Annotated in this window: 27 protein-coding genes; 15 read left to right on the top strand and 12 right to left on the bottom strand. The window is 69.3% G+C overall.

From position 1 onward, the window contains the following. The 3 genes from H4W30_RS20680 to H4W30_RS20670 all read right to left on the bottom strand — a co-directional run bounded on the left by H4W30_RS20680 (window position 1) and on the right by H4W30_RS20670 (window position 3,653). A complete protein-coding gene (locus H4W30_RS20680) occupies window positions 1-1,347 on the bottom strand; it encodes an FtsX-like permease family protein (protein WP_192744379.1) in 1,347 nt (448 codons plus the stop codon). 93 nt (window positions 1,348-1,440) lie between these two features. Next, window positions 1,441-2,475, bottom strand: a complete 1,035-nt coding sequence (locus tag H4W30_RS20675; protein ID WP_192744378.1) for a (4Fe-4S)-binding protein — start codon at window positions 2,473-2,475, stop codon at window positions 1,441-1,443. Then, window positions 2,472-3,653, bottom strand: coding sequence for a thiolase family protein (locus H4W30_RS20670; RefSeq protein WP_192744377.1), 1,182 nt, complete (start codon window positions 3,651-3,653; stop codon window positions 2,472-2,474). Before H4W30_RS20670 ends, H4W30_RS20675 begins: the two co-directional genes overlap by 4 nt. Window positions 3,654-3,742: 89 nt before the next feature. Here H4W30_RS20670 and H4W30_RS20665 point away from each other — a divergent pair, with 89 nt between their 5' ends. Further along, window positions 3,743-4,192, top strand: coding sequence for a winged helix-turn-helix transcriptional regulator (locus H4W30_RS20665; protein WP_192744376.1), 450 nt, complete (start codon window positions 3,743-3,745; stop codon window positions 4,190-4,192). A 284-nt stretch (window positions 4,193-4,476) separates the two neighbouring features. On the opposite strand, the gene H4W30_RS20660 is transcribed toward H4W30_RS20665, so the two are convergent. Both H4W30_RS20660 and H4W30_RS20655 read right to left on the bottom strand, forming a co-directional pair. After that, window positions 4,477-5,055, bottom strand: a complete 579-nt coding sequence (locus H4W30_RS20660; RefSeq protein WP_192744375.1) for a DUF2867 domain-containing protein — start codon at window positions 5,053-5,055, stop codon at window positions 4,477-4,479. After that, window positions 5,052-5,336, bottom strand: coding sequence for an antibiotic biosynthesis monooxygenase family protein (locus H4W30_RS20655; RefSeq protein WP_192744374.1), 285 nt, complete (start codon window positions 5,334-5,336; stop codon window positions 5,052-5,054). Before H4W30_RS20655 ends, H4W30_RS20660 begins: the two co-directional genes overlap by 4 nt. Before the next feature lie 92 nt (window positions 5,337-5,428). Here H4W30_RS20655 and H4W30_RS20650 point away from each other — a divergent pair, with 92 nt between their 5' ends. Next, on the top strand, window positions 5,429-5,995 hold the full coding sequence (locus H4W30_RS20650) for a TetR/AcrR family transcriptional regulator (RefSeq protein WP_192744373.1): 567 nt from the start codon (window positions 5,429-5,431) through the stop codon (window positions 5,993-5,995). Then, the gene (locus H4W30_RS20645) at window positions 5,985-6,452 is read left to right on the top strand and encodes a hypothetical protein (protein ID WP_318780634.1); all 468 of its coding nucleotides are present in this window, start codon (window positions 5,985-5,987) and stop codon (window positions 6,450-6,452) included. Before H4W30_RS20650 ends, H4W30_RS20645 begins: the two co-directional genes overlap by 11 nt. Here the strand turns inward: H4W30_RS20645 and H4W30_RS20640 are convergent. From H4W30_RS20640 to H4W30_RS20630, 3 genes are read right to left on the bottom strand one after another with little or no spacing between them, the layout of a single operon-like run. Continuing rightward, the gene (locus H4W30_RS20640; RefSeq protein ID WP_185927096.1) at window positions 6,427-6,573 is read right to left on the bottom strand and encodes a hypothetical protein; all 147 of its coding nucleotides are present in this window, start codon (window positions 6,571-6,573) and stop codon (window positions 6,427-6,429) included. The two genes, H4W30_RS20645 and H4W30_RS20640, sit on opposite strands and share 26 nt — an antisense overlap. Next, window positions 6,570-7,787: a hypothetical protein gene (locus tag H4W30_RS20635; protein ID WP_192744372.1), complete on the bottom strand. Its 1,218-nt coding sequence runs from the start codon at window positions 7,785-7,787 to the stop codon at window positions 6,570-6,572. Before H4W30_RS20635 ends, H4W30_RS20640 begins: the two co-directional genes overlap by 4 nt. Beyond that, window positions 7,784-8,134 carry a cupredoxin domain-containing protein gene (locus tag H4W30_RS20630; protein ID WP_192744371.1) on the bottom strand — a complete coding sequence of 117 codons (351 nt, stop codon included), beginning with the start codon at window positions 8,132-8,134 and terminating at the stop codon, window positions 7,784-7,786. The genes H4W30_RS20635 and H4W30_RS20630 overlap by 4 nt, the downstream gene beginning before the upstream one ends. 111 nt (window positions 8,135-8,245) lie before the next feature. Here H4W30_RS20630 and H4W30_RS20625 point away from each other — a divergent pair, with 111 nt between their 5' ends. The 6 genes from H4W30_RS20625 to mptB all read left to right on the top strand — a co-directional run bounded on the left by H4W30_RS20625 (window position 8,246) and on the right by mptB (window position 17,397). After that, window positions 8,246-10,036, top strand: a complete 1,791-nt coding sequence (locus tag H4W30_RS20625; RefSeq protein ID WP_225949795.1) for a hypothetical protein — start codon at window positions 8,246-8,248, stop codon at window positions 10,034-10,036. 394 nt (window positions 10,037-10,430) lie between these two features. Then, the gene (locus H4W30_RS20620) at window positions 10,431-12,215 is read left to right on the top strand and encodes an ABC transporter substrate-binding protein (RefSeq protein WP_192746735.1); all 1,785 of its coding nucleotides are present in this window, start codon (window positions 10,431-10,433) and stop codon (window positions 12,213-12,215) included. A 7-nt stretch (window positions 12,216-12,222) separates the two neighbouring features. Beyond that, window positions 12,223-13,254 (top strand): ABC transporter permease, encoded by a 1,032-nt coding sequence (locus H4W30_RS20615; protein ID WP_192744369.1) that lies wholly within the window; start codon window positions 12,223-12,225, stop codon window positions 13,252-13,254. After that, window positions 13,251-14,156, top strand: coding sequence for an ABC transporter permease (locus H4W30_RS20610; protein ID WP_126732914.1), 906 nt, complete (start codon window positions 13,251-13,253; stop codon window positions 14,154-14,156). The genes H4W30_RS20615 and H4W30_RS20610 overlap by 4 nt, the downstream gene beginning before the upstream one ends. Next, window positions 14,153-15,823 (top strand): nickel ABC transporter ATP-binding protein NikE, encoded by a 1,671-nt coding sequence (gene nikE, locus H4W30_RS20605; protein WP_192744368.1) that lies wholly within the window; start codon window positions 14,153-14,155, stop codon window positions 15,821-15,823. The genes H4W30_RS20610 and nikE overlap by 4 nt, the downstream gene beginning before the upstream one ends. A gap of 14 nt (window positions 15,824-15,837) precedes the next feature. Next, window positions 15,838-17,397, top strand: coding sequence for a polyprenol phosphomannose-dependent alpha 1,6 mannosyltransferase MptB (mptB, locus tag H4W30_RS20600; RefSeq protein WP_192744367.1), 1,560 nt, complete (start codon window positions 15,838-15,840; stop codon window positions 17,395-17,397). Between the two features lie 147 nt (window positions 17,398-17,544). Here the strand turns inward: mptB and H4W30_RS20595 are convergent, their stop codons facing one another. The 4 genes from H4W30_RS20595 to H4W30_RS20580 are packed head-to-tail and all read right to left on the bottom strand — an operon-like array spanning window position 17,545 to window position 21,474. After that, window positions 17,545-17,961: a TIGR03668 family PPOX class F420-dependent oxidoreductase gene (locus tag H4W30_RS20595; RefSeq protein ID WP_192744366.1), complete on the bottom strand. Its 417-nt coding sequence runs from the start codon at window positions 17,959-17,961 to the stop codon at window positions 17,545-17,547. A gap of 13 nt (window positions 17,962-17,974) precedes the next feature. Beyond that, the gene (locus H4W30_RS20590; protein ID WP_192744365.1) at window positions 17,975-18,601 is read right to left on the bottom strand and encodes a class I SAM-dependent methyltransferase; all 627 of its coding nucleotides are present in this window, start codon (window positions 18,599-18,601) and stop codon (window positions 17,975-17,977) included. A 48-nt stretch (window positions 18,602-18,649) separates the two neighbouring features. Next, window positions 18,650-19,537 carry a S66 peptidase family protein gene (locus H4W30_RS20585; protein ID WP_192744364.1) on the bottom strand — a complete coding sequence of 296 codons (888 nt, stop codon included), beginning with the start codon at window positions 19,535-19,537 and terminating at the stop codon, window positions 18,650-18,652. Next, a complete protein-coding gene (locus H4W30_RS20580; RefSeq protein ID WP_192744363.1) occupies window positions 19,534-21,474 on the bottom strand; it encodes a S9 family peptidase in 1,941 nt (646 codons plus the stop codon). The genes H4W30_RS20585 and H4W30_RS20580 overlap by 4 nt, the downstream gene beginning before the upstream one ends. Before the next feature lie 121 nt (window positions 21,475-21,595). Between H4W30_RS20580 and H4W30_RS20575 the strand changes: the two genes are divergently transcribed. From H4W30_RS20575 to H4W30_RS20550, 6 genes are all read left to right on the top strand, one after another. Continuing rightward, window positions 21,596-22,171 carry a DUF3090 domain-containing protein gene (locus tag H4W30_RS20575; protein WP_126732921.1) on the top strand — a complete coding sequence of 192 codons (576 nt, stop codon included), beginning with the start codon at window positions 21,596-21,598 and terminating at the stop codon, window positions 22,169-22,171. 4 nt (window positions 22,172-22,175) lie between these two features. Beyond that, complete coding sequence (locus H4W30_RS20570) at window positions 22,176-22,958, top strand: SCO1664 family protein (RefSeq protein ID WP_192744362.1); 783 nt, start codon at window positions 22,176-22,178, stop codon at window positions 22,956-22,958. Further along, window positions 22,943-23,836, top strand: a complete 894-nt coding sequence (locus H4W30_RS20565) for an aminoglycoside phosphotransferase family protein (RefSeq protein WP_192744361.1) — start codon at window positions 22,943-22,945, stop codon at window positions 23,834-23,836. Before H4W30_RS20570 ends, H4W30_RS20565 begins: the two co-directional genes overlap by 16 nt. A 97-nt stretch (window positions 23,837-23,933) precedes the next feature. Next, window positions 23,934-24,749, top strand: a complete 816-nt coding sequence (locus H4W30_RS20560; protein WP_192744360.1) for a DUF3097 domain-containing protein — start codon at window positions 23,934-23,936, stop codon at window positions 24,747-24,749. Between the two features lie 95 nt (window positions 24,750-24,844). Beyond that, on the top strand, window positions 24,845-25,276 hold the full coding sequence (locus tag H4W30_RS20555; protein ID WP_126732925.1) for an NfeD family protein: 432 nt from the start codon (window positions 24,845-24,847) through the stop codon (window positions 25,274-25,276). A 59-nt stretch (window positions 25,277-25,335) separates the two neighbouring features. Further along, window positions 25,336-26,682, top strand: coding sequence for an SPFH domain-containing protein (locus tag H4W30_RS20550; protein WP_185927112.1), 1,347 nt, complete (start codon window positions 25,336-25,338; stop codon window positions 26,680-26,682). Window positions 26,683-26,762: the final 80 nt, after the last annotated feature.

The raw sequence follows: 26,762 nt of genomic DNA, 5'->3' as shown, positions 1-26,762 counted from the left end.
TCAGCCGCGGGTGCCCGCCTGGATCGCCGGGGTGCGCATCGCCTTCACCGCCGCGCCCAGATGCGAACCGAGCGTCAGTGCCACCGCGACCGCGACGATGGCGAGATAGACCCCGATCGTCGCGTCCGGTACGGGACCGCCGGTCCTGGCGACGCTGTAGGGGATCACGGTGACGGCCGCGGCGAGCGAGCCGAACAGGACGCCGACCACCACCAGGACGGTGCCTTCGGTCCCGACGAGCCGCAGGACCTGCGATGGTGTCGAACCGATGAGCCGCTGCTGACCGAATTCACGACGGCGTCCGATGATCGCCGCCACGACGGTGTTCACCAGCATCACGGCGGCGAACAGCGCGATCATGCCGACGACGACGTAGTTCAGGGTTTCGATACTGCCCGCGATCCCGGCAGGCGCGGTGACGGCGGCGTTCTCGATGGCCTGCATGTACAACGTCCCGGTCGCGATGCCGGTGAACAGGATGATCGGCACCAGGACCCCGGCCATCTGACGGCTCCGGACCCGAAGGTGCGCCACCGTGAGGTGGCCGCTGACGCCCGCGCGTCGCAGCGGAGCGGCCAGCGCGGCCGCGATCGGGCCGAGCAGCACGGGGGAGAGGAGCGCCAACCCGATCGCGGCGAGGATCGCGCCCTGGCCGCCGATCGCCATCAGCGCGGGTTCGGTCCCCGTGAACACGGTCATCGTCACCACGCCGCAGCCGAGCCCGGAGGCCAGCACGACCGCGGCGCCGGCCACGCGGAGCCGGCTGGTCCGCCGGGTGTCGACGCCGGCCTCGCGAATCGCCTCCACCGCTCCGCGCCGGGTCACCCGCCGCGCGGCGACCGTCGCCGCCGCCAGGGCCGCGAGCAGCGTGATGCCGGTGCCCATCGCGACCGCGATCGGGCCGAACCGTGCCTCCAGCCCGGCCGGTACGCGGCCCGTGTCACCGAGCAGCGCGACCAGCCACCGTCCGGCGAAGACCGACGGTACGACGGCCGTGGCCGCGGCGACGACCGCGACGGCCGCCGCTTCGCCGACGACCATCCGGCCGATCTGCGACGGCGTCGCGCCGGCGCTCTTCAGCAACGCCATCTCCGCGGCGCGCTGCCGGATCAGCAGTGAGAGCGTCGACAGCGTCGCGAACAGGACGATCACCAGGCCCCAGCCGCCGACGACGCTCGCCATGATCAGCAGCGTCTTGGCGGTTTCCGGTCCGGCGGCGGCACGGGTGTCCAAAAGGGACGCGAACGTCATCAGGATCGTGGCGCCGGAGAACAGCGCGACGAAACTCGCGAGGAATCCGGTGGGACGACGGTGGAGCGACGAGAACGCCAGTCTGATCGCGATCATGCGGAAGGTCCTCCCCAGGCTTTGCCGCCAGACTAGGGAGCGCGGACGGCGCCTGGCATGGGACAGGCCCCCGGACGCGGGGTGGGGGCGGCCCTACCGCCGCGGGTAGCCGCCGTCGACCTCCTTCACCGGTTTGTGCGGGAAACGCCGTTCGGCGTAGGCCTTCGCCGCCGATCCCTCTCGCACGTACAGCGTCTCCACCTTGTCCTGCAACGGTTTCACGACGGTTCCGAGGAAGCCGCGCCGGTCTTCGAGGTACGGGCCGAGCACGTCCTCGCCCGCCGGGCAGACCGCCATGCAGTACGCGGCCTTGTAGTTCGGCTTGAACGCGAGGCTCTGCCACATCGACACGTTCTCCGAGTCGGTCACCCTCGACCGGAAGTCGGCGGCGTCCTCGCTGTCGGCCACCGTCTGGGCCCAGTCGGTGAAGCCGCTCATGAACTCGCGGTAGTTGTGCGTCGAACAGGCGAGGAAATCGAATTCGCCGGTCTTCGAGATCGCCCCGATGGGACAGGCGGCGACGCAGAGCTTGCACTCCAGGCAAGGGTTGTAGTCGAGCGCCTCGCCGTAGGTGGACACCTCGGCGTCGACGAGCAACGTCGCGAGGAGCACGAAGTTGCCGAACTTCGGGTGGATGACGTTGCGGTGCAGACCCATCGCGCCGAGGCCGGCCGCGACGGCGACCGTCTTGTGCGCGACGACCCAGATCCGGCCGGGATAGTGCTCCATCTCCATCGGGAACGTCGCGGACGGGTTGATCGCGCGGTAGCCGGCGTCCTGCAGCGTCCGGACGATCGTGTGCGCGGCCTCGTTGATGATCTCGCCCGTGCGGTGGAACTCCTGGTTGGCGACGCTGCGGGCGGGGGAGCGGACGTCGTCACGGTTCATCCGCACCACGAGCGAGACGAGGGTCTTGGTGCCGGGCAGGGCGCGCTCGACATGCTCGCGTTCACCCGCCAGATCCGGATGGCCGAGCGAGACCGCGGCCGCGTCGTCGGCGCCGGCCGCGAGGCAGATCTCCTTGAGCCAGGCCGCGTCGATCACCGGCGACGGCTTGTCCCGCGGTTCGGCGAGCACGGCCCGCACCGACGGATGGTCCGCCAGCTTCTTGGGGAGCCTGCCGGTCACAACGCCTCCAGGATGGTCGCGTTGGCCTGGCCGCCGCCTTCGCACATCGCCTGCAGGCCGTACCGGGCGCCGTGGTGGTGCAGCGCGTTGACCAGGGTGCCCATCAGCCGGGTCCCGCTCGCGCCGAGCGGATGGCCCAACGCGATCGCGCCGCCGTGGACGTTGACCTTGGCCGGGTCGGCCCCGGTTTCCTGCTGCCACGCCAGCACGACACTGGCGAACGCCTCGTTGATCTCGAAGAGGTCGATGTCCGCCAGGCTCAATCCCGCGCGCCGCAACACCTTCTCCGTCGCGGGGATGACCCCGGTGAGCATGAGCAGCGGGTCGGAGCCGGTGACGGCGAAACTGTGCAGGCGGGCGCGCGGGCGGAGGCCCAGCCGGGCCGCGGTCTCGCTGGAGGTGATGAGCAGGGCGGAGGCGCCGTCGTTGATCGGGCTGCTGTTGCCCGCGGTCACCGACCAGTCGATCTGCGGGAAACGCGCGGACACGGCCGGATCCTGGAACGCCGGGCGCAGCTTGGCGAGCGTTTCGAGATCGGTGCCGGGCCGGACGGACTCGTCGGTGGACACTCGGCCCGACGGTGTCTCGATCGGCACGATCTGGCTCGCGAACCGTCCGAGTTCGTGCGCCCGCGCAGCCTTCCGGTGCGAGGCCATCGCGAACTCGTCCATCGCCTGGCGGCTGAGCGACCACTTCGCGGCGATGAGTTCGGCACTGATCCCTTGCGGCACCAGGCCTTCCGGATAGCGCTCGGCGACGCCGGGGCCGAGCGGATCGGTGCCCGGCAGCACGTTCGACCACATCGGGACGCGGCTCATGGACTCGACCCCGCAGGCGATGACGACGTCGTACGCGCCCGCCATCACTCCCTGAGCGGCGAAGTGCACGGCCTGCTGGCTGCTCCCGCACTGCCGGTCGACGGTGGTCGCGGGCACGCTTTCGGGTAGCCCGGCAGCGAGGGCCGCCCAGCGCGTGACGTTCTGGGCCTGCTCGCCGACCTGGTCGACCGCGCCGCCGACGACGTCGTCGATCAACTCCGGGTCGATGCCGTTGCGGTCGACGAGAGCGCGCAACGTGTGGGCGAGCAACTGGACCGGATGGACCCCGTGCAGGGCGCCACCGGGTTTTCCCTTGCCGATCGGGGTACGGACGGCGTCGACGATGACCGCGTCGTGCACGGCTGCCTCCAGTAGTGAGTTGGTATCTCCAACTCACTGTGGCATCGAGTGGGTTGGAAATCAAGACTCACTGGGTTTACGCTGGTCGCATGACCGAAGGACCGAGGGACTGCTCGATCGCCAACGCGATGGAGGTGATCGGGGAGCGCTGGAGCCTGCTCGCGCTGCGCGAAGTGTTCTTCGGTGCGCGGCGGTTCGACCAGATCGTCCGCAACACCGGGGCGAGCCGGGACATCCTGACCGCGCGGCTGCGGAAGCTCGTCGAGACGGGGATTCTCGAGAAACGGCTCTACGAGGAGCATCCGCCGCGCTACGAGTACGTGCTCACCGAGGCGGGGCACGCGCTCAACCACGTGCTGCTGAACCTCATGGCGTGGGGCGACGCGTACGTCACCGAGGGGCCGCCGCCGACGGTGTGGCGGCATGCGTGCGGCGAGGTCCTCGCGCCGGAGACCGTCTGCGCGCACTGCCGCGAACCGGTGCGGGAGAAGGACATGACGCTGGTGCGGAGCAGCAGGCGTGCCACGTCCGGCCGGTGAAGGCCCCGGGGTGTCGCGAAAGCCACTTTCGGGACATCAGACGTCTCGAAAGTGGCTTTCGCGACATGCTCGCCAGGGCCGTGCCGGGCCCGGCCGCCGCCGACGTTGCGAAAGCCACTTTCGCAACGCTCAATGCTGCGAAAGTGGCTTTCGCAGCATTGAGCCAAGCCCAGCAACAGGACCCGGCAGTACAGGCCGACACGCGAAAACGCCACCCGTGCACCCGCAGTAGGTACACAAGACACCCTTGGCCCTAACCGTCCTCACCACTCACGAGGTCGGGGTCAGGAGCGGGCAGCCCATTCGCGCGCGATCATCCGCATGAGTGCCGGGTAGATGATCAGGTACCGGAACGGCTTGATGAATCCCATGTACGCCCGGCCGAACAGGCCGTTGGGTTTGACCAGCACCGCCATCTGGCCGCGATGTCCGCCCTGCCCGTCCTCGACCCACGCGATGTGCAGGACCCCGTGCATGGTCCGGTTCGCCATCTCGGCGGCGAATTCGTCGTCGAGCCGGTACAGCGGGGTGAACGGCAGCCAGTCCTCGTCCGGTCCGGTCGGAGTGTCGCGGACGTCTTCCGGCAGCCTGCCGCGGAGCGACCCCACCCGGGTATCGAGGCCGGCATCTCGTTTGTCCAGCCTCAGCAGTGCGCCGAGCTTCCAGCGCAGTGCCCACAGCGCCCGGACGGGGAGCGGCGCCCCGTCCGGGAAGTTACCCGACGAGAACTGCTTCACCAGCTTGCCGAAATCGTCCGGCCCGCCGGGTGTATCGAGCGCCCAGACATCTTCGAGGTCGAAGTCGCCGGCGATTTCGTGGATCCGCCACGAGCGCGTGCTGTGAGCCGTGTTCGCGAGTTTCATGCCGACACCAGCTGGACGATCTCGCGCGGGCGGACCTCGCGTTCGTCGAAGGCGACGTCCACGTCCGCCGATCCAAGCGCCTGCATCGAGGCCGCCTGTGCCGCCTCGGATTCCCAGCGCACGATCGACACCACTGCGTCGCCGGCGGCGGTGACCCAGCATTCGGCGGCGAGACAGCCCGGAGTGGAGCGCAGGACGTCGGCGACTCGCCGGACACGCGAGACGAATTCGTCGTGGTGATCGGTGTGCGGGTAATGCGTGGCCACGAATCCGACAGTCATCGTCGTTGTTCCTCCCAGTAACTTCCGCCATCTATACGGTAGCGTATATATCGTCCTCGTGGTGCCGGAGTGACGGGAGATACGGTGATCCCATGGCCGCCGAAACCCGGACCCCGCCGAGCGCCTGGATCGACGCGGGGCTGCACGCCCTCGCCGCCGGAGGTCCCGACGCCGTGCGCGTCGAGGCGCTCGCGAAAGCCTTGGGCGTCACCAAGGGCGGCTTCTACGGCCATTTCGCCGATCGGGGTGCGCTGCTGGAGGAAATGCTCGCCACGTGGGAGCGGATGAGCACGGACCTGCTCTTCGAGAGCGTGGAGAGTGAAGGCGGTGACGCCAGGGCGAAGATCCGGCGCGCGGGTCTGCTCGCCGGGGATCGTCTCCTGCCGATCGACCTCGCCATCCGGGACTGGGCCCGGCGCGACGCGGTGGTGGCCGAACGGCTCCGGCGGGTCGACAACCAGCGGATGGACTACCTGCGTTCCCTCATGCGCGAGATCTTCGCCGACGAGGACGAGGTCGAAGCCCGCTGCCTGCTCGCGTTCTCGCTCCTGATCGGCAAGCACTTCATGGCCGCCGACCACGGTGGCCGCACTCGGGAAGAGGTCACCGAGCTGGCCGGAGCACTCCTTCTCGGCGGCGGGCCCGGTCGTGGAATTTGAGGCGGGCCAACGCCTCCTGGCCTTCCTGCGCGAGCTTCAGGCGGTGAAGGTCGCGGATTCGACGTGGGGGTTCGGCGGCCCGGAGTGGGAAGCGGTGGTGGACGTCGTGCCGCACCGGTGGCTCGCGCTGGCATTCGAGGCGCTGGACCCGGTGACGGGCAAGCGCGCCACCTACGACATCGACACCGACCTGTACGACCTGACGCGGGACGACCAGCGTGGCTTCGCGGAGGAGATCGAGCGCGACATCATCGAGTTCCTCGACAACCTGAAAAGGGGAGCCGTCCTGCGGGGAAACCACGGCAAGAAGTTCGTGCTCGTCTTCCCTTTGGACGGTGCCTACGTCCGTGTCGTCCAAGGTCGCTTCGCAGGAAGCGCGTCCACGTACCCTGATCTCGCCACCGCGTTGGCCGGTGGCGACTACGTCCCCCTCAGTCGTCCTCATCCTCGGGCGTAGTCGGGACCTGCTTGCGCGCGACGTAGATGAGCAGCCCGATGATCACCACGGGGCCGACGAAGATCAGGATCTCGTCCCAGCCGCCCTGGTGCATCATCACCACCCGCGCCGCGCTGGTCATGAGCCGGAGACCAGCGCGATCCCGAGCGCGGTGTAGCCGATCATCAGCGCCAGCATGGGGTACTGGCCCACCTTGACGTAGTTCGCGCGCAGCACGCCGACGGAACGGTCATGGGCCGAGGTTACGGCCAGCACGTGCCCGGCGACGATCCCGGCGATCTGTACCAGCGCGATCACGCCGGTCGAGACGACCGTGTAGTCGATCGCGCGGCCGAAGCCCTGCTGCCCGGAGAACACGGCGAACGAGAAGTAATGCGCGACCGTGTAGCCGACCATGATCGGGATCAACGACGGCGCGAACGCGGGATACGGGTCGAACCCCCGGCGCAGATACGGCCTGGTCAGGCTGATGGCGCCCGCATAGGCGCCGTAGGTGAGCGCGATACAGGCCGCGAGCCCGGCGGTGCCGCCGAGGACACCGGCGTCCAGCGACGTCCAGAACGGAAGCCGGGTGAGACCGTCGAACGCCGTCGAGCCGAGCACCACCAGCACCAGCGCGGTCAGCCACGGCGCGGGGGAGACGGTGAGCAGGCCGTCCAGCGGATTGCGGACCACCAGGCACCCATCGGCGCGCCTGCCGAAAGGGGAAAGCGCCGCGATCAGCCGCGCGTAGACCTCGAAGGCGTCACCGCGGTCGAACCAGCGCGGACCGAACACCGCGCCGAGAGCAATGTGTATAACGGCATACACGGTGGCGAACAGGGCGATCGCCCGTGGCGAGTCCGAATACGGGAACACCAGTTCCAGCCAAAGGAAAGCCAGGAGGCCGACGATCGCGGGCAGGTAGCCCAGCCGGTCCGGGAGTTCGCGATGGCGGGCGGGGATCAGTGTCGCGATCGTCCTCAGTGGATTCAATCGCGTCCAGACAGGACCGAACAGCAGGGAAAGCGGGACCAGTCCGACCCAGAACCAGACGTAGAACCAGGCCGGAGCGGGGTTGCCGGCCGAGTTGCCGGGACCTGCCCACGCCATCGCCAGAAAGCCCGCGAACAGCGCGACGCCGAGCACGCGCATCGCGACCCGCGAGAACCCGCCGTCGACGAACCGTTGCAGGGGGAGGGGGCGGCCGGCGTCGGCGCCGCGGAGTTTGGGCTCCTTCCATAGCACGGTGAGCGCGAAGAAGGAGACCACGACGGCCGCCGCTCCCGCGTAGAGCGCGAGCCACAGCGGGACCGGCAGATCGGACCGGCCGCCGAGACCGTGCGCCAGGATCATCCGCTCACCCGGAGCTTGGTCACCGCCGCGCCGCTTTTGTGCAGTTCCACCTCGAAGATCCCGTCGATGTTCGCGGTGAAGGCGACCGTCCCCGGAACCCCGGGCGCCAGCTGGGCGGCCTTGTCGTAGCCGTGGACGTGCAGTTCGTCGGGCTGGTCGGAGGCGACTTCGAGCGTGACGTTCTCGCCGGTGCGCACCGCGACCTCCTCCGGCCCCGCCGTGCGCTTGCCCTCGGTGATCGAGAACTTGACGGTCCGGCTGCCGCTGCCCGGCGCCTGCTCGGAACCGGCCGAACAGCCGGCCACGGTCAGCAGTGCGGCCACGGTGATCGCGCCGATCCTCCGCATCGAGGTGCCTCCAAGTCGTACGCCCCGGCTTGCCCGCCCGGGACCTTGCGCCTATCGTGTTACCCCAAGGTAACAGTTACTTAGGTTAGCAGGAAGGCGAGAACGGTGTTCATGGCTCAGGAGAGCCCGCCTGCCGGCGGCGCGCAATTCGGGCAGATCGTCATCGCGGGCCTGATGTTCACCGCGGTCTTCCTGCCCTTGGCCCTCTTCGTGCTTCGCGAGCGCGCGGGGAAGCGGACGGTCTTCGGCCGCGTCGCGGACTGGATGGCGGAGTTCAGCGGTCTGCCGCGCTGGGCGGCGCTGCCGATGTTCGTCGCCTTCCTCTCCGGGATGTCGGCGCTGATCGGCGTCTACTGGGACGTGCCGATCCACATGGAGCTCGGCCGCGACGAAGGTCCGCTCGCGAACCCGTCGCACTACCCGATCTACTTCGGACTGATGGGCATCTTCGCCAGCGGCGTGCTCAGCGCGACCCTCGCGACCAAGGACCTGCCCAAGCGCACGTTCAAGATCGGCCCGCACTGGCGGGCGCCGATGGGCTCCATCCAGATGATGGCGACCGGTCTGGTCGGCATCGCCGGATTCCCGCTCGACGACGTGTGGCACCGCCTGTTCGGCCAGGACGTCACCGAATGGGGGCCGACGCACGTCCTGATGATCGGCGGCGGCGTCTGTGTCGTGCTGGGGCTGCAACTGCTGCTCGGCGAGGCGCGTCAGGTCGGTGCGACCGGGCCGGTCGTGCGGCTGCTCGGCCCGGTGCTCGCCGGTGCCTGGATGATGGGCGCTTCGGCGTTCCTGATGGAGTTCGACCTCGGCGTCCCGCAGTTCCCGATGCTGTCGCAGGTCGTGCTCGTCGGCCTGATCGGCGCCTGGACGCTGACCTACGGGCGGCTGTCCTGGGGGCCGGGCGGCGCGCTGATCGTGCTCGCGGTCTTCCTCGTGTCCCGTGCTTCGTTCGCCGTCATCCCGCTGTTCGCCGATCTGCACGTGGCGTCGCTGCTGCCGTACGTCGCCGAAGCGCTGATCATCGAGGTCGTCGCCCTCGCGATGCGCGACCGGAAGGGCTACACGTTCGCCGCTGTCGCCGGTCTGCTCGTGGGGACGGCCGGAATGCTCGCCGAGGCGGCGTTCACCCACTGGCTGATGCCGAATCCGTGGCCCGCCGCCCATCTGCCGCTGTTCGTCCTGTTCGGGACCGGCGCGGCCCTCGCGGGCGCGTTCATCGGTGTCTGGCAGTACCAGCGAGTGGAGGAGACGGCGACGCGGGTGCCCGCGGCGGGACCCCGTCACGTGGTCGGGCTCGTCGGCGCGCTGGGCGCGGTCGCCTTGATGTCCTCGGTCGCCGTCCCGCAGGATCCGGAGCCGGGATTCACCGCCGACGTCCGGCTGACCGAGGCCGCGACCGGGCTGCCGATCTCGAACCCGCATGGTGGCGGCACACCGCGCTGGGTCGACGCGACCGTCACGATCTCCCGGCCGGACCTCGCCGACGACGCGGTGTGGCTCAACGGTTTCGCTTGGCAGGGCGGCGACTTCTACACCGCGCCGCTGGAGAAGATCGGCGACGGGGTGTACCGCACCGCCCAGCCGCTGCCGGTGTTCGGCCAGTGGAAGACCGGGATCCGGGTGCACGTCCCGAACCGGGTGATGGGGCTCGCCCCGATCTACGCGCCCGCCGACCCGGCCGCGAACGCGCCTTCGATCGACGCGACGTCCGGCACGCGCCCGTTCATGTCGGAGATCGAGTTCCTGCAGCGGGAGCGGAAGTCGGAGACGCCCGCCGTGCTGTGGACGGTCGCGTACGTGACCGTCGGGCTCATCTTCGCCGGTATGTGGGCCTTGTTCGCGTGGCTCTACGCGGCCGCGGCCACCGCGCGGCGTCGTGAGGTCTCCGTCGGCTGACTTCTCCCGCCTTTCGTCCTCTGGATGCGGTACTTGCGTGTGCAACCACCGCATCCAGAGGACGAAACGCTTTGCTCTCACTTCGTCGCACGTATCGATTGGGCATCATCGCGCGCAAGGCTTCTGCAAGCCCGCTTCCCTTGAATACCCAGGACACCGCACGTCTCGCCGGTTCGCGCGCCGAAGCGGTGACGCAGGGCGACGCTCGGGAGACGTAAAGTAGCCGCCGACCACGCGACGGCATCCGCTGTGCACGATCGGTATTGGCGAGTCATTGCGCGGTTACCGCGACATGTGGTTACTTTTCCGCCTTGGGGGTTGGGTTACAGCGAGTTTCGATGGGGTGGTCTTCGTGCGCACAGAGCGTTTTCCCAGGCGACGGCGCGGTCTTCGCGTGGTCGCGGTCCTCGCCGCTTCGGCGGTCGCGACGGTGCCTTTCGTGCCCGCCGCGGCGGCGCAGCAGCAGGGCAAGGTGCTCCGGGTGGCGCTCACGACCGGCATCGACCACCTGAACCCCTTCACCGCCCAGCTGGCGGCGTCGACACAGGTCGGCCGGTTCAACTACGAGTTCCTGACCCTGCCCTCGGCCGAGGACACCCAGCCCACGGGCGGGATCGCCGAGTCGTGGAAGACCTCCGACGACAAACTCACCTGGACCTTCACCATCCGCCAGGGGATGAAGTGGTCCGACGGCAAGCCGATCACCGCGCAGGACCCCGCGTACACCTTCCAGCGGATGCTCGACGACGAGAACGCCCGAACCGCGAACGGCAGCTACGTCACCAACTTCGCCTCGGTTTCGGCGCCGGACGATAAGACGCTCGTCATCAAGACCAAGGCCCCGCAGTCGAGTATGACCTCGCTCGACGTCCCGATCGTGCCGAAGCACATCTGGGAGCCGATCAAGGATCTCAACGACCCTTCGACCGACGACATCTCCGTCGTCGGTGTCGGCAGCGGGCCGTACCTGCTGACCGAGTACAAGAAGAACGAGTTCGTGAAGTTCAAGGCGAACAAGGACTACTGGCGCGGAGCGCCCAAGGTCGACGAACTGCAGCTGCTGCAGTTCAAGGACGCCGAGGCCGCGGTCAACGCGCTGAAGCAGGGCGAGGTCGACGTCATCAACCGGCTCACGCCGACCCAGTTCGACGCGCTCAAAGGCGAGAAGAACATCACCACGAACAAGGCGCCGGGCCGCCGGTACAACGAGCTCATCATCAACTTCGGCGTCAAGAACGTCCTCGACCAGCCGATCGGTGACGGCAACCCGATCCTGAAGGACATCCGCGTCCGCAAGGCGATCGCGCAGGCCGTCGACACCAAGACCATCGTGGACAAGGTGATGAACGGCTACGGCCAGCCCGGAACCGGTGTCGTGCCCGCCATCTACAAGGCCTACACCTGGTCCCCGTCGGACGCCGAGAAGACCAAGTTCGACATCGCGGCCGCGAACGCCACCCTCGACCAGGCGGGTTACGCCAAGGGAGCGGACGGCATCCGCGTGGCTCCCGGCGGCGCGAAGCTGGAGTTCCGGCTCGCCGGTCACGCGAACCGGCCGTTCGACCAGCGGGTCGCGCAGTTCGTCAGCGGCTGGCTCAAGGACGTCGGCATCGGGGTCAAGCAGGAACTCGTCTCCGACGACGAACTGGACGACCGCACCACCGCGGGCAACTACGATCTCGCGATCTCCGGCTACGGCACCTCGCCCGACCCGGACTACGCCCTCAGTCTCAACACCTGCGCCGGCCGTCCGAACGCCGAGGGCAACGGCGGCAGCTCGGCGACGTTCTTCTGCGACCCGCGCTACGAAGACCTGTACAAGAAGCAGCTGACCGAGTTCGACCCGGCGAAGCGCGCCGAGCTCGTCAAGCAGGCGCAGGCCGTGCTGGCCGGTGAGTACGTCGACGTCGTCCTCGACTACGACAACGTGCTCGAGGCCTACCGGTCGGACAAGTTCTCCTCGTTCACCAAGCAGCCGCAGCCCGACGGCGCGATCCTCGAGCAGTCCGGCTACTGGGGCGTCTACGGCGCCACCCCGGCCGACGCGGCCGCCGCGGGTGCCGAGGAAAGCAGCAACACAGGCCTGTGGATCGGCATCGGCGCGGTCGTGCTCGTGGTGCTCGTCGGTGGCGGCGTGCTGCTCGGGCGGCGCGGCAAGTCGGCGGACGACCGGGAGTAAGAGCGCGTTGACCGAAGCACTCAGTTCCCTCGAAAAGCCCCCGGCGCTCGGTGATCCCGAAGAGCGCCGGGGCGGGACCGGCACCGCCCGGTTCGTGCTCTCCAAGATCGGCGGCGCGCTGGCGAGCCTCGCGCTCGTCGTCGTGCTGGGGTTCTTCCTGTTCCGGACGCTGCCCGGCGACCCCGTGCGGTTCATGGTCCGCGACCGGCCGACCGATCCGAAGATGATGGCGGAACTGCGCGCGCAGATGGGCGTGGACAAGCCCTTGCTGCAACAGTTCTGGGACTACGTCGTCGGCCTGCTCCAGGGCGATATGGGCGTCTCGTACCTGCAGCGGCGTCCGGTGTTCGACATGGTCGGTGAGCGGTTGTGGCCGACGATCCTGCTGGTCGGCAGCGCGACCGTGCTCGCCGTCGCGCTCGGCCTGTGGCTCGGCGTCCGCGCGGGCTGGCGCCGGGGGAGCAGGTTCGACAAGGTCCAGACCGGGATCGCGCTGACGCTCTGGTCGGTTCCGCAGTTCTGGCTCGGCCTCATGCTGCTGGTGGCCACCAACGGCCTCTTCCCCAGCCGGGGCATGCATTCCCCGGACGTCGAGCCGGGCTTCTTCAGCGAAGGGCTCGACGTGCTGCACCATCTGGTGCTGCCGTGCGTGACCCTGCTGGTGGTGTTCTACGCGCAGTACATGCTGGTCATGCGGTCGTCCCTGATCGGCGAGATGAATTCGGACTACCTCACCACCGCGCGGGCCAAGGGCCTGCGCGACGACCTCGTCCGCAAGCGGCACGCCGTGCCCAACGCCCTGCTCCCGACGGTGACGCTGGTCTTCATGCAGTTCGGCATGGTTGTCTCGGGCGCGGTCTCGGTTGAGGCCGTGTTCAGCTGGCCGGGGCTCGGGCAGCTGCTCTACGAAGCGCTCCGCGGGCCTGATCTGCCTGTCCTGCAAGGAGTCTTCGTCACCCTCGCGGGTGCGGTGGTGCTGATGAACCTGCTCGCGGAGTTGCTCTACCGCGTGCTCGACCCCAGGGTGCGGACGGCATGACCACAGCGGAAAAACCCGGTTCGATCGTCTGGCGCCGCCGCCGTGAGGCCGTGGCGAAGCGCTGGCACGAGTTCACGACGAACAAGGCGGGCGTCTTCGGGCTGGCCTTCCTCGGTGTCCTCACGCTGCTGGCCATCCTCGCGCCGGTGATCTCGGACGAGTCCGGTCTCGACGTCACCAAGGCCGAAGGCACTTCCCTGGACCCGCCCAGCGGGGAATTCTGGCTGGGCACCGACATCGACGGCCGTTCGGTGCTGCTGATGACGTTCTGGGGGGCGCGGATCTCGCTGCTCACCGGCTTCTCGGCGGCGTTCCTCTCGGTGCTGATCGGCACCGTCATCGGGATCGCGGCCGCGCATTTCGGCGGCTGGCTGTCCGGGCTCCTGCTGCGGTTCACGGACTTCTTCCTGGTGCTGCCGTCGCTCGTCCTGGCCGTGGCGCTCGCCTCGGTGCTGGATCAGGGGACGATGACGGTGATCATCGCGATCGGCGTCACCGCCTGGCCCAGTACCGCGCGTCTGGTCCGCGCGCAGACCCTCACGATCGAGGGCCGCCCGTACATCGAGCGAGCGAAAGCGCTCGGCGGCGGGCACCTGCACATCGTCGGCAAGCACGTCCTTCCCGGTGTCATGCCGCTCGTACTGGCCAACACCACGCTCGTCGTGGGCAACGCGGTCATCGCGGACGCGACGCTGGCATTCCTCGGCGTCGGCAACCCGAACACCGTCTCCTGGGGAGCCATGCTGCAGACCGCCTTGAACAACGGCGCGATCAGCAAGGGCGCCTGGTGGAACCTGCTGCCTCCGGGTGTCGCGATCGTCGTGGTCGTCCTCGCCTTCACCCTCGTCGGACGCGCGCTGGAAACCGTGCTGAACCCGCGCCTGAAGGGACAGCACTCATGAGCCCCTTGCTGGAACTGAAGAACCTCGGCGTCACCTACGCCACCGGCGGCGGCGAGGTCGCCGCCGTCCGCGGCGTCGATCTCGTGCTCGAACCCGGCGACACCCTCGGAGTGGCGGGGGAGTCGGGGTCGGGGAAGTCGACGGTCGCGATGAGCGTGCTGCGGCTGCTCCCGCGGTCGGCGAAGGTCAGCGGGGAGATCCTGCTGGACGGCGAAGACGTCACGGCCATGAAATGGGGCAGGCTGCGCGCGGTGCGCTGGGCCGAGGCCTCGGTCGTCTTCCAGGGCGCGATGCACGCGCTCAACCCGGTGCGGAAGATCGGCGAGCAGATCGCCGAGCCGATCCGGCTGCACCCGCCCGGTGGCAAGGCGCTTTCGGACGCCGAGATCCAGGCCAAGGTCAAGGAACTGCTCGAACAGGTCGACCTTCCGCCGGGCCGTGCCGGCGCGTACCCGCACGAGCTGTCCGGTGGCCAGAAGCAGCGCGTCATGATCGCGATGGCGCTCGCCTGTTCGCCGCGGCTGATCATCGCGGACGAGCCGACGACCGCGCTCGACGTCGTCGTCCAGGCGCAGGTGCTCGACCTGCTGGGCAGGCTGGTCGCCGAGCAGGGGATCGGGCTGATCATGATCAGTCATGACCTGTCGGTGCTGGCCGCCACCTGTCGTCGGATCGCGGTGATGTACGACGGCGAGATCGTCGAGGAACGGCCGAGCGCCGAGCTGATGAGCGCGCCGCAGCACGAGCACAGCAAGGCGCTGGCGGCCGCGTTCCCGACCGTCGGCGACCCGGTGTCCCGCTTCGCGCCCGCGACCAGCACGCCGCTGCCGCCCGAACCGGAACGCAGTGCCGACCAGCCCGCGTTGCTGGAAGCCGAGGACCTGCGCGTCAGCTTCCGCGACCGCACCGGCAAGCGGATCAACGCGGTCGCCGGGGTGAGCCTCCAGGTGCGGAAGGACGAGATCGTCGCGCTCGTCGGCCAGTCCGGCTCCGGCAAGACGACCCTCGCCCGGACGCTGCTGGGCCTGCAGAAACCCGACTCCGGCGCGGTGCGGTACGACGGCAAGCCGGTCCCGCTCGGTGGTGCCGGGCTCAAGGCGTACCGGCGTCAGGTCCAGCTGGTGCTGCAGGATCCGACGAGCGCGCTGAACCCGAACCACACGGTGTACGAGGCCGTCGCGGAAGGCCCCCGCATCCACGGAATGGGCGCGAACGAGCACGAGATCGTCACGAAGGCGCTCGAAGCGGCCGAACTGCGGCCCGCGGCGAAGTTCCTCGACCGGCTCCCGCACGAGCTGTCCGGCGGGCAACGGCAGCGGGTCGTCATCGCGGGCGCGCTCGCGCTGGATCCCGGCGTGATCGTCGCCGACGAACCGGTGGCCTCGCTCGACGCGTCGGTGCGCGGGGAGATCCTCGCGCTGTTGCTGCGCTTGCGGCGTGAACTGGGGCTCGCTGGGCTGGTGATCACGCACGACCTCGGGCTGGCCTGGAACATCGCCGACCGGGTCGCCGTGATGTATCGCGGCGAGCTGGTGGAAGTGGGTACCGTGGAAGAGGTCCTGCTGGACCCGAAGCACGACTACACGAAGTCGCTGCTGGCCGCGTTGCCCGGTGGAACGGCGCGGGAAACACCCATTGCCGCGCACTCGCACAGGCGCGGTGTGTAACCTCCAATCTCGAAATGGCGACCACGACAGACCCCCAGCAGACGCCCTCGGCCGGTTCCCTCGGCGAGCGGCTCCGGGTGCCTTCCCGGTTCCCGTACCGCACCATCGCGATGGGAACCATCGGCAGCACGCTGCTGATGCTGGCGGCGCTCGGTGCCGGCGGCACTCTCGTCCGTGACCCGATCCTGGGGCACGGACCGCTGTCGTGGATCCGCTACGGCCACGGCCGCATCCTCGCCAACGTCGTGCTCTACACGGGCTTCGCGCTGATCATCTGGGCGTGGGTACGGCTGGGCCGCTACGCGCTCGCGGGCCGCATCGGCAGCCGCCCGATCGTCATCGCCGCCGCCTGCTGGATGGCGCCGCTGCTGGTCTCGCCGCCGCTGTTCACGCGCGACGTCTTCTCCTACCTCGCGCAGGGCGCGCAGCTGCTCAACGGGCTCGACCCGTACGCCAACGGCCCGGCCGAGCTGTCGGTGCTGCCGGACGTCGTGCAGAACGTCCATCCGCTGTGGCAGACCACGCCCGCGCCGTACGGCCCGCTGTTCCTGCTGGTCGCCAAGGCGATCGTCTCGGTCACCGGCAACGACATGATCGCCGGGGTCATCGCGACCCGGCTGGTGCTGATGATCGGCCTGATCGGGATGCTGTGGTCGCTGCCGCGGCTGGTCAAGCACCTCGGCGGCAAGCTGCCGATCACGTTGTGGCTCGCCATCGCCAGCCCGATGACGGTGATCCACCTCGTCGGCGGACCGCACAACGACCTGCTGATGCTGGGCTTCCTCACCGTCGGCGTGCTGGCCGCGCTGGAGCGCAAGCACGTCGTCGCGATCGTCCTGGTCACCATCGGCATGCTGATCAAACCCACCGCGGCGTGGGCGCTGCCGTTCCTGGTCTGGGTGTGGGCGAACCACCTGCCCGGCGACCGGAAGGTGGTCAACTTCTTCCGCGCTGGCGCCGCGTCGGTCGGGATCTTCCTGCCGGTGTTCGTCGCGGGCACGTGGCTGTCGCTCGGCTCGGTCAACCTCGGCTGGCTGACCGGTCTCAAGGCGCCGACGCTGATCGCGAACTGGATGAACTTCCCGACCGGGATCGGCGAGATCTTCTACTCACTGGTGAACCTGGTGATCGACGTCGAGGTCTCGCCGTTCGTCACCGTCTTCCGGGCGATCGCGATGGTCGGCCTGTTCGTCTTCGCCGGCTGGCAGTGGTGGCTCGCCCGCGACGGCGGCTACCCGGCGATCCACCGGATGGCGATCGTGCTGCTGGCCGGCGCGATCGTCCCGCCGCCCTCGCTGCCGTGGTACCTGACCTGGGGTTTCGTGGTCCTGTCGGCCTTCGAATGGCGGCGCCGGAACCTCGCGGTCGTCGTCGCGGTGTCGGTGTTCGTGACGCTGGTCTACTACCCGACGGGGGAGCAGGCGCTGTACGACTGGTGGTTCATGGCCGGCGTCGTCGCGGCGAGCGTGTACGCGGCCGCGTCGCTGCTGCGGCCGGACCCACTCGGGATCATCGCCGCTTGGCGGGGGAAGCCGGTGGAGCAGTTCCTGCCGGCCGAGGCTCCTCGGTCCTGATTTTTCAGTACGTGAAGGCCCCCTTCATTGCGTCTAGCGCAATGAAGGGGGCCTTCACGTACTTCTGCCCGTCACCAATGTGTATAACGACCTATACGGCGTGGCGACGGGCCTTGTTGCCGTAGAACGGCAACAAGGCCAAAAAGCTCAGGAAGCGCGCCACCCGCTCCATGAGTGAACGAGTGTGGTGACCACGGCGTGCGGAGGGGGCTGCGCCTCATACTGCGGATACTTCTCCCGCAGCAGCCGCGCCGGTAGCGCCTGTTCGACGGGATCGGTCAGCACGCGGGCGACGCCGTCGGCCCGCGCCCACCACAGTCCGGCCCAGTCCTCGTCGTAGTGGTCGGTCAGGAAGCTGACCACAGGGTTCTCGGCGATGTTCCTCAATCGCCGCAACGCCGTCGTGCTCTTGGGTTTGTGGTCGATCGCGAACGCCACCGAGTCGCCTTCGAGAACGAACGTCACCGGCACGACATGGGGCACGCCGTCCGAACCCGTCGTCGCCAGCCTCGCTATCCGCTCGCCTTCGAACCGTGACCGGGCTTCGGCAGGCGTCATCCGCATGCCGTGACGGTACCTATCCCGAGCGGCGCACGCGGAGCACGTTGTCCGAACGCGTTCCCTGCTGGCCGTCCGGCCCCGGGAAGTCGCGGGTGATCAGCTCCTGTCGTTCCACCGTCCACTCGCCGTCGGCCAGTGCCAGCGATTCGAGTACCTCGGCGGTGGTCGGGAAGTGGACGTCCTTGTGCGGCGGCTCCTCCATCCACGTCGGCCAGCCCGCGTGGCCCGCGACCACCAGCGTGCCGCCCGGCGCGACGGCTTCCGCGGCGCGGCGGAGCGCCTTGTCCCGCTCGCCGTCGTCCGCGACGGGGGAGTGGAAGAACTGTGCGGAGACGAGGTCGAAGTGCCCCTCCGGGAACGACTTCGCCAGGTCGTGGCGCTCCCAGACGATGCCCTCGACGCCGGCCTCGGCCGCGTGTGCGGCGGCGCGCTGGAGCGCGACGTCCGAGATGTCGACGGCGGTCACTCGCCAGCCCTGCTGTGTCAGCCAGATGGCGTCGCCGCCCTCGCCGCAGCCGAGGTCGAGCGCCGTCCCCGGCGTGAGCGCGGCGACCTCGTTCACCAGGATCGGGTTCGCGTTCCCGCTCCAGACCTGATCCTTGTCCCGGTAGAAGTCTTCCCAGAACTGCTGTGTGGCATCCATGACCGCAAGATGCCTCCGTTCCGGCGGGTTCCGCAAGTCCTGTTGCCGTTATGGCAAAACCAGCAGTGTGCCCGCATCGGCGTCGAGGGTGGCCCGCGCGCCGAGGGGGATGGTCGGCGACGCCGGGACGTGCCCGACACCGAAATTCCAGGCGATCGGGACGCCGAGCGGGCCGAGGCGGTCGAGCATCAGGGCTTGGATCGCCTCCGGATCACCGCAGGACTTCCACGAGCCCAGCACGAACCCTCGAACGCCGTCGAGCCAGCCGGAACGCAGCAGCTGGGTCAGCATCCGGTCGATCCGGTAGGGGCTTTCGGTGACGTCCTCCAGCAGGACGAGCGCCTCACGTCCCGAGCCCTGTTCGGGTGTGCCGAGGCCTGCCGCGACGAGGGCGAGGTTGCCGCCGATGAGCGTTCCGGTCGCGGTGCCCGGCACCAGTGGCGACGACGTCGGTGAGGCGATCAGCCGCACGCTGTCCGGTTCGAACAACGACAGCCGCAGATGTTCGGCGGCCACCGCGTCGAACAGGGTGGTCGCGGGCATGGGGGAGAACAGCGTCTCCAGTCCCATGTGGACGTTCACCGCCCGGTGCAGCGCGGTGACGTCGCTCGATCCGCCGAACATCTTGGGCCCGGCCGCCCGCAGCGCCGTCCAGTCGAGCAGGTCGAGCATCCGCTGCGAGCCGTAGCCGCCACGGGCGGCGAGAACGCAGGTGACTCCCGGGTCCAGCCAGGCGCGGGTGAATTCGGCGGCCCGTGCCTCGTCGGAAGCCGACAGGTAACCGGCGGAGGTCGCGCGGACGCACTCGCCGACGTGGACCTCGACGCCCCAGCCGCGGAGCACCGGCAGCGCCTTCTCGACGAGGTCCGGCGGGACCGGCCCCGCCGGGGCGACCAAGGCGATGGTGTCACCCGGCCGCGTCTTCGGCGGCCTCACCGGCTCAGCCGGAGCTTCGGCACACCAGGCGTCTCGAAGCCGAGGATCTGACCGTAGAACGACAACTCCGCTTCGAGCGCGGCCACGATCGTCTCCGCCTTCCGGAAACCGTGCTGCTCGCCCTCGAACCTCAGGTAGGCGTGCTCGATGCCGCGTCCCTCCAGGCCGGCCACGAACCGGTCCGCCTGCTCGGGCGGGCAGATCTCGTCCTCCAGCCCCTGCAGGAACAGCAAAGGACCGGCGAGGGTGCCCGCGTTGTTGATCGGCGACCGGTCCCGGTAGCGCTGTGCGGCCTCCGGCAGCGGTCCGACCAGCCCGTCGAGGTAGCGGGATTCGAAGTCGTGTGTCTCGCCGCCGTCGCCGGTCCACTGCGTGAGGTCGAGGATTGGGTACATCACGGTGCCCGCGCGGTAGGTCGTGGTGGTGGTCAGCGAGGCGGCGGAGGTGTACCCGCCCGCGCTGCCGCCGCGGATGGCCAGCCTGTCGCCGTCGACGGTGCCTTCGGCGGCGAGGGCTTCGGCGACGGTGACGCAGTCGGCGACGTCGACCACGCCCCACTGTTCCCGCAGCCGCTCGCGATAAACACGTCCGTAGCCGGTGGAGCCGCCGTAGTTCACGGTGACGACGGCGATCCCGCGGCTGGTGAAGTAGGCGATCTCGTAATCGAGCACCGCGCTGTCCCGGCCGGTCGGGCCACCGTGCGGGTAGACGAGCAGCGGTGGCAGTTCGCCGTCCGGCGCGGCGAAGTCGGCGTTCGCGGGGAGGTAGACGAAGGCGGGGATCCGGTCGCCGTCGTCGGTCTTGAAGATCCGTTCCTCGGGCGTCGACAGGTAGGCGGGTGACGGCGGTTCAGGTGCTGACGCGAGTTCGGTCACCGTCCCGCCGTCGAGACCGACCTTCACGACGGCACCTTCGCGCTTCGGTCCCGCCGCGACGCCGACGATGCCGCCTTCGTGGACGGCGAAACCGTTGGTGGACCACGCGGTCAGCTCGGCGGCGGCCGCCACCGGGGTCACTTCCCGCGTCGCTTCGTCGAGGATGGCGAGCCTGCCCGACGCGATGACGGCGAACCTGCCGTCGCTGAGCGGAGTGAACCAGCGCGTGCCGAGCTTCCACTGCGCGCCGCCGATCTCCTGTTCGACCGGGGCCAGGTTCTCGACGCCGCCGTCGAGCCCGACGCGGTGCAGGTTCCACCAGCCGCCCGGGTCGAGCAAGGCCAGCAGGCTGTCCGCCGACTCCCAATCGGCCTGGCAGACGGAGACGTCGGCCGCACCGGCGAGCACCCGGTGCGGCCCGAACGTCCCGTCCTCGCCGAGTTCGGCGACGCACAGTTCGGTGCCGTCCCAAGGCATCGCGGGGTGGTTCCAGCCGATCCACGCCGCGCGCGTGGCGTCCGGCGAGAGCTGTGGCGCGGTGAGGAAGTGGTGGCTCGCCGTAAGGACGCGTTCCGGGCCGCCGTCGAGGGGTACCGCGATGAGATCGCGGGCGATGTCGACGCGCCGGGGTCCGGTGCTGCGCTCGCGGACCAGCCACACCTCGCCGGGGAGACCGGGCCGCAGGTCGCTGTAGCGGATCCCGTGCCGGGTCGCCGGTTCCGGGGTCAGCGGTGTCGTCTCGCCGGTGGTCAGGTCGCGGCGGTAGACGCGCTGATCCGCCCAGTGGGTGAAGACCAGGACGTCGCCGAGGACGAGCCAGGGCCTGCCGCCGTATTCGTGGACCCGGTTCCGGACGCTCCAGGGAGCGGGGAGGACGTCTTCGACCGTGCCGTCGGCGCGGGACCGCACGAGGGTGACGCGACCGCCTTCACCGGTTCTCGCTTCGGCCCACCAGACCTCGTTTCCGACGGTATCGAGCCATTGCGCGCTGACTCCCGAGGCCGCGACAGCGGCGGCCGACAGGGGAGACGTCCAGGTGCCGTAAGGGGCGATCTCAACCACGGTTGCAGACTAGGTTCGGCCCTTTGCCCGTGACGGCCCGGGGCGCGGCGGTTTCGCCCTGGGCTTAACCTTGGGGCGGCGGATGCCGATCATGGGGCCGTGGCCTAGGGTCGAAGGTGCCATGTCTCGCGTAATCCACGTCTTCCGCCAGCCCGACCGGTTCGTCGCAGGAACCGTCGGTGAGCCCGGCGACCGCACGTTCTACCTCCAGGCGTCCGAGGACGTCCGCACGATCAGTGTGACGATCGAAAAACAGCAGGTGGTGGTGCTGGCCGAAAGGCTCAGCTCGCTGCTGGAAGAGGTCGCCAGCCGGTTCGGCGCGGACGTACCGGACGACGCGCCCGACGAGCTCCTCGACGTCGACCCCCTGACCGTCCCGGTCGAGGAGGAGTTCCGCGTCGGCACGATGGGGCTCGGCTGGGACGCCGAAAGCAGTGCCGTCGTCATCGAGCTGCTCGCGATGACGGAGGGCGAGGTGGACGAAACGGTCGTTCTGGACGACACCGAAGAGGGGCCGGACGCCGTGCGCGTCTTCCTGAGCCCCGGTGCGGCGCGGGCGTTCGCGGAGCGGGCGGACCGGGTGGTCAACGCCGGCCGCAAGCCGTGCCCGCTGTGCGCGGAACCGCTCGACCCGGCGGGCCACATCTGCCCGCGCCAGAACGGGTACCGGCGCGACGTCGACGTCCTCGAGGACTGACGAGGTGGAGGAGTCTTCGCGGGAGCTGGTGACGCGCGGCAAGATCGACGTCGAAGGCAGGCTCGTCGACGCCTCCAACGTCACGCTGTTCTGCACGATCGAGCTCGACGGCGTCACCGGGAACGTCGTGTACAAGCCGGTTTCCGGTGAGCGGCCGTTGTGGGACTTCCCGGACGGGACGCTCGCGGGCCGCGAGGTCGCGACGGCCATGGTCGCCGACGCCTCCGGGCTCGGCGCGATCCCGCCGACGGTGCTGCGCGACGGGCCGTTCGGGCCGGGCATGGTGCAGCTGTGGATCGAGACCACCGACGAGGAACTCGTCGACGTCAGGTCACCGGAGAGCCTGCCGGAAGACTGGCGTGTCGTGCTCCACGCGCACGATCGCGACGGCGAGCCCGCGGTGCTCGCCCACGCGGACCGGCAGGGCATGCGGGAGCTGGCCGTGCTCGACATCGTGGTCAACAACACCGACCGCAAGGGTGGTCACGTGCTCGCCGGCGCCGACGGGCGGATCTACGGCGTTGATCACGGGATCTGCCTGCACACCGATCCGAAGTTGCGGACGGTGCTCTGGGGCTGGATCGGCGAGCGGCTGACCGACGCCGAGGTCGGCAAGCTCCGCGGCCTTCGCGAGAAGCTGGACGGAGAGCTCGGTGAAGCGCTGGGCGAGCACCTCACCGGTTTCGAGATCCGCGCGCTGGCCGAACGTACCGAACTCCTTCTGGCGGAAGGTGTCTTCCCGGAGCCCGGCGACGACTGGCGGGCCATCCCATGGCCGTTGTTCTGATCGACGACGAGGCGCGTGCGCGTCTGGTCAAGCGGTTCGGCGCGGACGTCGCGACGTGGTGCGACGAGCTGCCCGCCCTCGTGGAGCGGCTGGCCGCACGGTGGGGTCTCACCGTCGTCGACGCCAAACCGGGCAACTCTGGCCGGACCTTGATCTGTACCGGGCCCGACGGACTGAAGAAGGTCCTCAAACTGACGCCGGATCGCACGATCGCCGAATCGGAAGCCGCCGCCCTGAGGGCGTGGGACGGCTGCTCGCGGGTCGTGCAGGTGCTCGACACGGAACTCGCCGCCGGGGCGATCCTGCTGGAGGGCATCGAGCCTGGCACGGAGCTGATGGAGGCGGGGGCGGACGTCCCGTGGACCGAGGTCGGTGACCTCATGGCCCAGATCCACTCGGTGACCCCGCCGTCGGATTTCCCGCCGCTGGAAGACCGTGTCGTGTTCATGTACGAGCTGGCCGAGCGCGGGCTGCGCGGCTCGGTGGCCGAGGCCACGCTCTCGCTGGAGACCCTCGATCGCGCGCGGTTGCGGGCCCTCGAACTCGCGACCGGCGGGGAGGGGAACGCAATCGTCCACGGGGACCTGCATCCGGGCAACGTCCTCGACGGCGGGCCCGGGCGGGGAGCGGTCGCGATCGACCCGCGCCCGAGTGTCGGTGACCCGTCGTTCGATCTGGCCGACTGGGTCACCTTGCCGATGCGGGCAGGTGGAACTCTCGAAGACGGCTTCGACGCGATCGCCCCGCATCTGCCGGGTTTCGACGCCGGACGAGTGCGCGCGTGGTGTGTCGCGCTCGCGCCGCTGTTCGTGATGCGCCCGCTGGAGCGGGGCGAGCGGACTCCGTTCGTCGACGCGATGCTGTCATTCTGTAGGTGAACCCGAGTCTCCGATCGACGTCGGCAGGGCGCTGGATGGCCGCCTGACCGGCGTGGCGGGAAGACGTCGCCACTCGGCACCGATAGCGTCGGGCGCCGTGCGCTCCCATTCGTACGACGACGTGTTGTCCGGCCCGCGCAAGCGGAAGATCCCCGAGGTGCCCGCTGAGCCGGGGCTCGTGGTCGAGGACCCGGCCAGCGGCTACTGCGGTGCCGTGGTGAAGATCGAGTACGGCAACGTCGTCCTCGAAGACCGGCACGGCAAGCACCGCGTGTTCCCGCTGAACCCCGCGGGGTTCCTGCTCGAAGGCAAGCCGGTGACGCTGGTGCCGGCGAAGGCCGCGCCGAAAGCCCCGGCACGGCGGATCTCGGCGTCCGGGTCGGTCCAGGTCCAGGGGCTCAAGGCCCGGGTCGCCCGCGATTCGCGGATCTGGGTGGAGGGCAAGCACGACGCCGAACTCGTCGAACGGGTCTGGGGACACGACCTGCGAGTCGAAGGCGTGGTGGTGGAACCACTCGATGGGGTGGATGTGCTGTCCGACCGCATCGACGAGTTCGGCACCGGGCCCGGCCGCCGCCTCGGCGTGCTGGTGGACCACCTGGTCTCCGGCAGCAAGGAGTCGCGGATCGTCGACGCGATCCGCGACGAGAACGTGCTGATCACCGGCCATCCGTACATCGACATCTGGGAGGCCGTGAAGCCGTCGGTCGTCGGCATCCGGGCCTGGCCGAAGATCCCGCGCGGCACGGAGTGGAAAGAGGGCGTTTGCGACGCGCTCGGCTGGGGCGAGCCGTGGGAGGGCTGGCAGCGGATCCTGGCGGCGGTCGGCAGCTACCGGGATCTGGAAACGCCGCTGATCGGAGCGGTGGAACGGCTCATCGACTTCGTCTCGGACCCGGATGAAGAGTCCTGAATGCCCGGTTTGCGCGAGGTCACTCAAGGTCACGCGTCGGTCACGTCGGTTTCGCTTCTTCGGTATGAATCGGCGCGATCTGGGAGCATGAACGCATGACAGGCGCTCTCATCTGGCTGATCGCCGGCATCCTCTTGATCATCGCCGAGCTGCTCTCGGGTGATCTGTTCCTGCTCATGGTCGGCGTCGGAGCTCTGTTCGGGGCGGGATCGGCCGCACTGACCGGGAACCCCTTCATCGACGTCGCGGTGTTCGCCGTCGCCTCGGTCGGGATGCTCGTCCTCGTCCGGCCGACCCTCAAACGCCGGTTCCTCGCGGGGCCGGACATCAAGACCAACACCGACGCGCTGATCGGCGCGCGGGCGGTAGTAGTGTCCACAGTGGACGGCGATGCCGGCCAGGTGAAGCTGGCAGGCGACGTCTGGTCGGCACGGAGCATGACCCATGGGGAACCGATCGCCCCGGGGACATCGGTGACGGTCGTCGAGATCTCGGGCGCCACGGCGGTCGTCTCGGCCGAGCTGTGAGCCGGACGGCCGCACCGCAACAGGGTTTCTACGTAAGGGGAAGGTAGTTGTCAGAGACAGTGGTGTTCATCGTCGTCGGACTGCTCGCGTTGTTCGTGGTCGTCGTCGTGGTCAAGGCGATCATGGTGGTGCCACAGGCGCAGTCCGCTGTGATCGAACGGCTGGGCCGGTTCCGGACGGTGGCTTCTCCCGGCCTGACGTTTCTGGTGCCCTTCCTGGACAAGGTCCGGGCGCGGATCGACCTCCGCGAGCAGGTCGTCTCGTTCCCTCCGCAGCCCGTGATCACCGAGGACAACCTGACGGTTTCCATCGACACGGTCGTGTACTTCCAGGTCACCGACTCGCGCGCCGCGGTCTACGAGATCTCGAACTACATCGTCGGTGTCGAGCAGCTGACCACCACGACCCTGCGTAACGTCGTCGGTGGCATGAGCCTGGAACAGACCCTGACCTCGCGTGACTCGATCAACAGCCAGCTGCGCGGTGTGCTCGACGAGGCCACCGGCCGCTGGGGCATCCGCGTCGCCCGGGTCGAGCTGAAGGCGATCGACCCGCCGCCCTCCATCCAGGATTCGATGGAGAAGCAGATGCGTGCCGACCGTGAGAAGCGCGCGATGATCCTGACCGCCGAAGGTCAGCGTGAATCGGCGATCAAGACCGCGGAAGGCCAGAAGCAGAGCCAGATCCTCGCGGCCGAAGGTGCCAAGCAGGCCGCGATCCTGAGCGCGGAGGCCGAGCGGCAGTCGCGGATCCTGCGCGCGCAGGGTGAACGTGCCGCACGGTACCTGCAGGCACAGGGTCAGGCGAAGGCGATCGAGAAGGTCTTCGCGGCGATCAAGGCCGGACGTCCCACGCCCGAGGTCCTGGCGTACCAGTACCTGCAGACCCTGCCGCAGCTGGCGCAGGGCGACGCGAACAAGGTCTGGATGATCCCGAGCGACTACGGCAAGGCCCTGGAGGGCTTCGCCCGCGCGCTCGGCGCACCCGGCGACGACGGCGTGTTCCGCTACGAGCCGCCGAAGGAAGACCCGGTCGAGAAGCCGGACCTGGAGGACGAAGAGGTCCAGGGCTGGTTCGACACCTCCAGCGACCCGAAGGTCGCCGAGGCCGTCGCGGCCGCGGAAGCCGTGGCGCGCAAGGAGGTCCCGGCGTTGGGTGTCGCGACGCCGCGGCAAGAGCCGCCCGCTCCGCGTCAGGTTCCCAAGGCTGCTCCGGCTCCCGAGCCGGAGGCCGCTCCGGAGCCGCCGCAGGCCCCGCCTGCCACTCGGTTGCCGCAGGCGCAGCCGCCCGCCGGTCCGCAGGGTGGTCCGTACCAGGGACCGCCGTCGCAGGGGCCGGGCAGCGGTCCGTTCCCGCAGCAGGGGCCGTTCGGTGGTCCGCAGGGTGGTCCGCCGCCGCAGCGGTGACTGTCTCCTCGAAGTACGTGAAGGCCCCCTTCCTTGCGCTAGACGTAAGGAAGGGGGCCTTCACGTACTTCTGGACCTCT

The sequence above is a fragment of the Amycolatopsis roodepoortensis genome (assembly GCF_014873915.1).
Taxonomy (GTDB): domain Bacteria; phylum Actinomycetota; class Actinomycetes; order Mycobacteriales; family Pseudonocardiaceae; genus Amycolatopsis; species Amycolatopsis roodepoortensis.
The sequence above is the reverse complement of the archived record's forward strand: the minus strand, read 5'-3'. Positions and strand labels throughout refer to the sequence as shown.

What these genes read in the sequence shown, in the direction of transcription:
- H4W30_RS20680 (WP_192744379.1), bottom strand. Translation starts at nt 1,347, where the DNA reads ATGATCGCGATCAGACTGGCGTTCTCGTCGCTCCACCGTCGTCCCACC.
- H4W30_RS20665 (WP_192744376.1), top strand. Translation starts at nt 3,743, where the DNA reads ATGACCGAAGGACCGAGGGACTGCTCGATCGCCAACGCGATGGAGGTG.
- H4W30_RS20660 (WP_192744375.1), bottom strand. Translation starts at nt 5,055, where the DNA reads ATGAAACTCGCGAACACGGCTCACAGCACGCGCTCGTGGCGGATCCAC.
- H4W30_RS20655 (WP_192744374.1), bottom strand. Translation starts at nt 5,336, where the DNA reads ATGACTGTCGGATTCGTGGCCACGCATTACCCGCACACCGATCACCAC.
- H4W30_RS20650 (WP_192744373.1), top strand. Translation starts at nt 5,429, where the DNA reads ATGGCCGCCGAAACCCGGACCCCGCCGAGCGCCTGGATCGACGCGGGG.
- H4W30_RS20640 (WP_185927096.1), bottom strand. Translation starts at nt 6,573, where the DNA reads ATGACCAGCGCGGCGCGGGTGGTGATGATGCACCAGGGCGGCTGGGAC.
- H4W30_RS20635 (WP_192744372.1), bottom strand. Translation starts at nt 7,787, where the DNA reads ATGATCCTGGCGCACGGTCTCGGCGGCCGGTCCGATCTGCCGGTCCCG.
- H4W30_RS20630 (WP_192744371.1), bottom strand. Translation starts at nt 8,134, where the DNA reads ATGCGGAGGATCGGCGCGATCACCGTGGCCGCACTGCTGACCGTGGCC.
- H4W30_RS20625 (WP_225949795.1), top strand. Translation starts at nt 8,246, where the DNA reads ATGGCTCAGGAGAGCCCGCCTGCCGGCGGCGCGCAATTCGGGCAGATC.
- H4W30_RS20610 (WP_126732914.1), top strand. Translation starts at nt 13,251, where the DNA reads ATGACCACAGCGGAAAAACCCGGTTCGATCGTCTGGCGCCGCCGCCGT.
- nikE (WP_192744368.1), top strand. Translation starts at nt 14,153, where the DNA reads ATGAGCCCCTTGCTGGAACTGAAGAACCTCGGCGTCACCTACGCCACC.
- mptB (WP_192744367.1), top strand. Translation starts at nt 15,838, where the DNA reads ATGGCGACCACGACAGACCCCCAGCAGACGCCCTCGGCCGGTTCCCTC.
- H4W30_RS20595 (WP_192744366.1), bottom strand. Translation starts at nt 17,961, where the DNA reads ATGCGGATGACGCCTGCCGAAGCCCGGTCACGGTTCGAAGGCGAGCGG.
- H4W30_RS20590 (WP_192744365.1), bottom strand. Translation starts at nt 18,601, where the DNA reads ATGGATGCCACACAGCAGTTCTGGGAAGACTTCTACCGGGACAAGGAT.
- H4W30_RS20575 (WP_126732921.1), top strand. Translation starts at nt 21,596, where the DNA reads ATGTCTCGCGTAATCCACGTCTTCCGCCAGCCCGACCGGTTCGTCGCA.
- H4W30_RS20565 (WP_192744361.1), top strand. Translation starts at nt 22,943, where the DNA reads ATGGCCGTTGTTCTGATCGACGACGAGGCGCGTGCGCGTCTGGTCAAG.
- H4W30_RS20555 (WP_126732925.1), top strand. Translation starts at nt 24,845, where the DNA reads ATGACAGGCGCTCTCATCTGGCTGATCGCCGGCATCCTCTTGATCATC.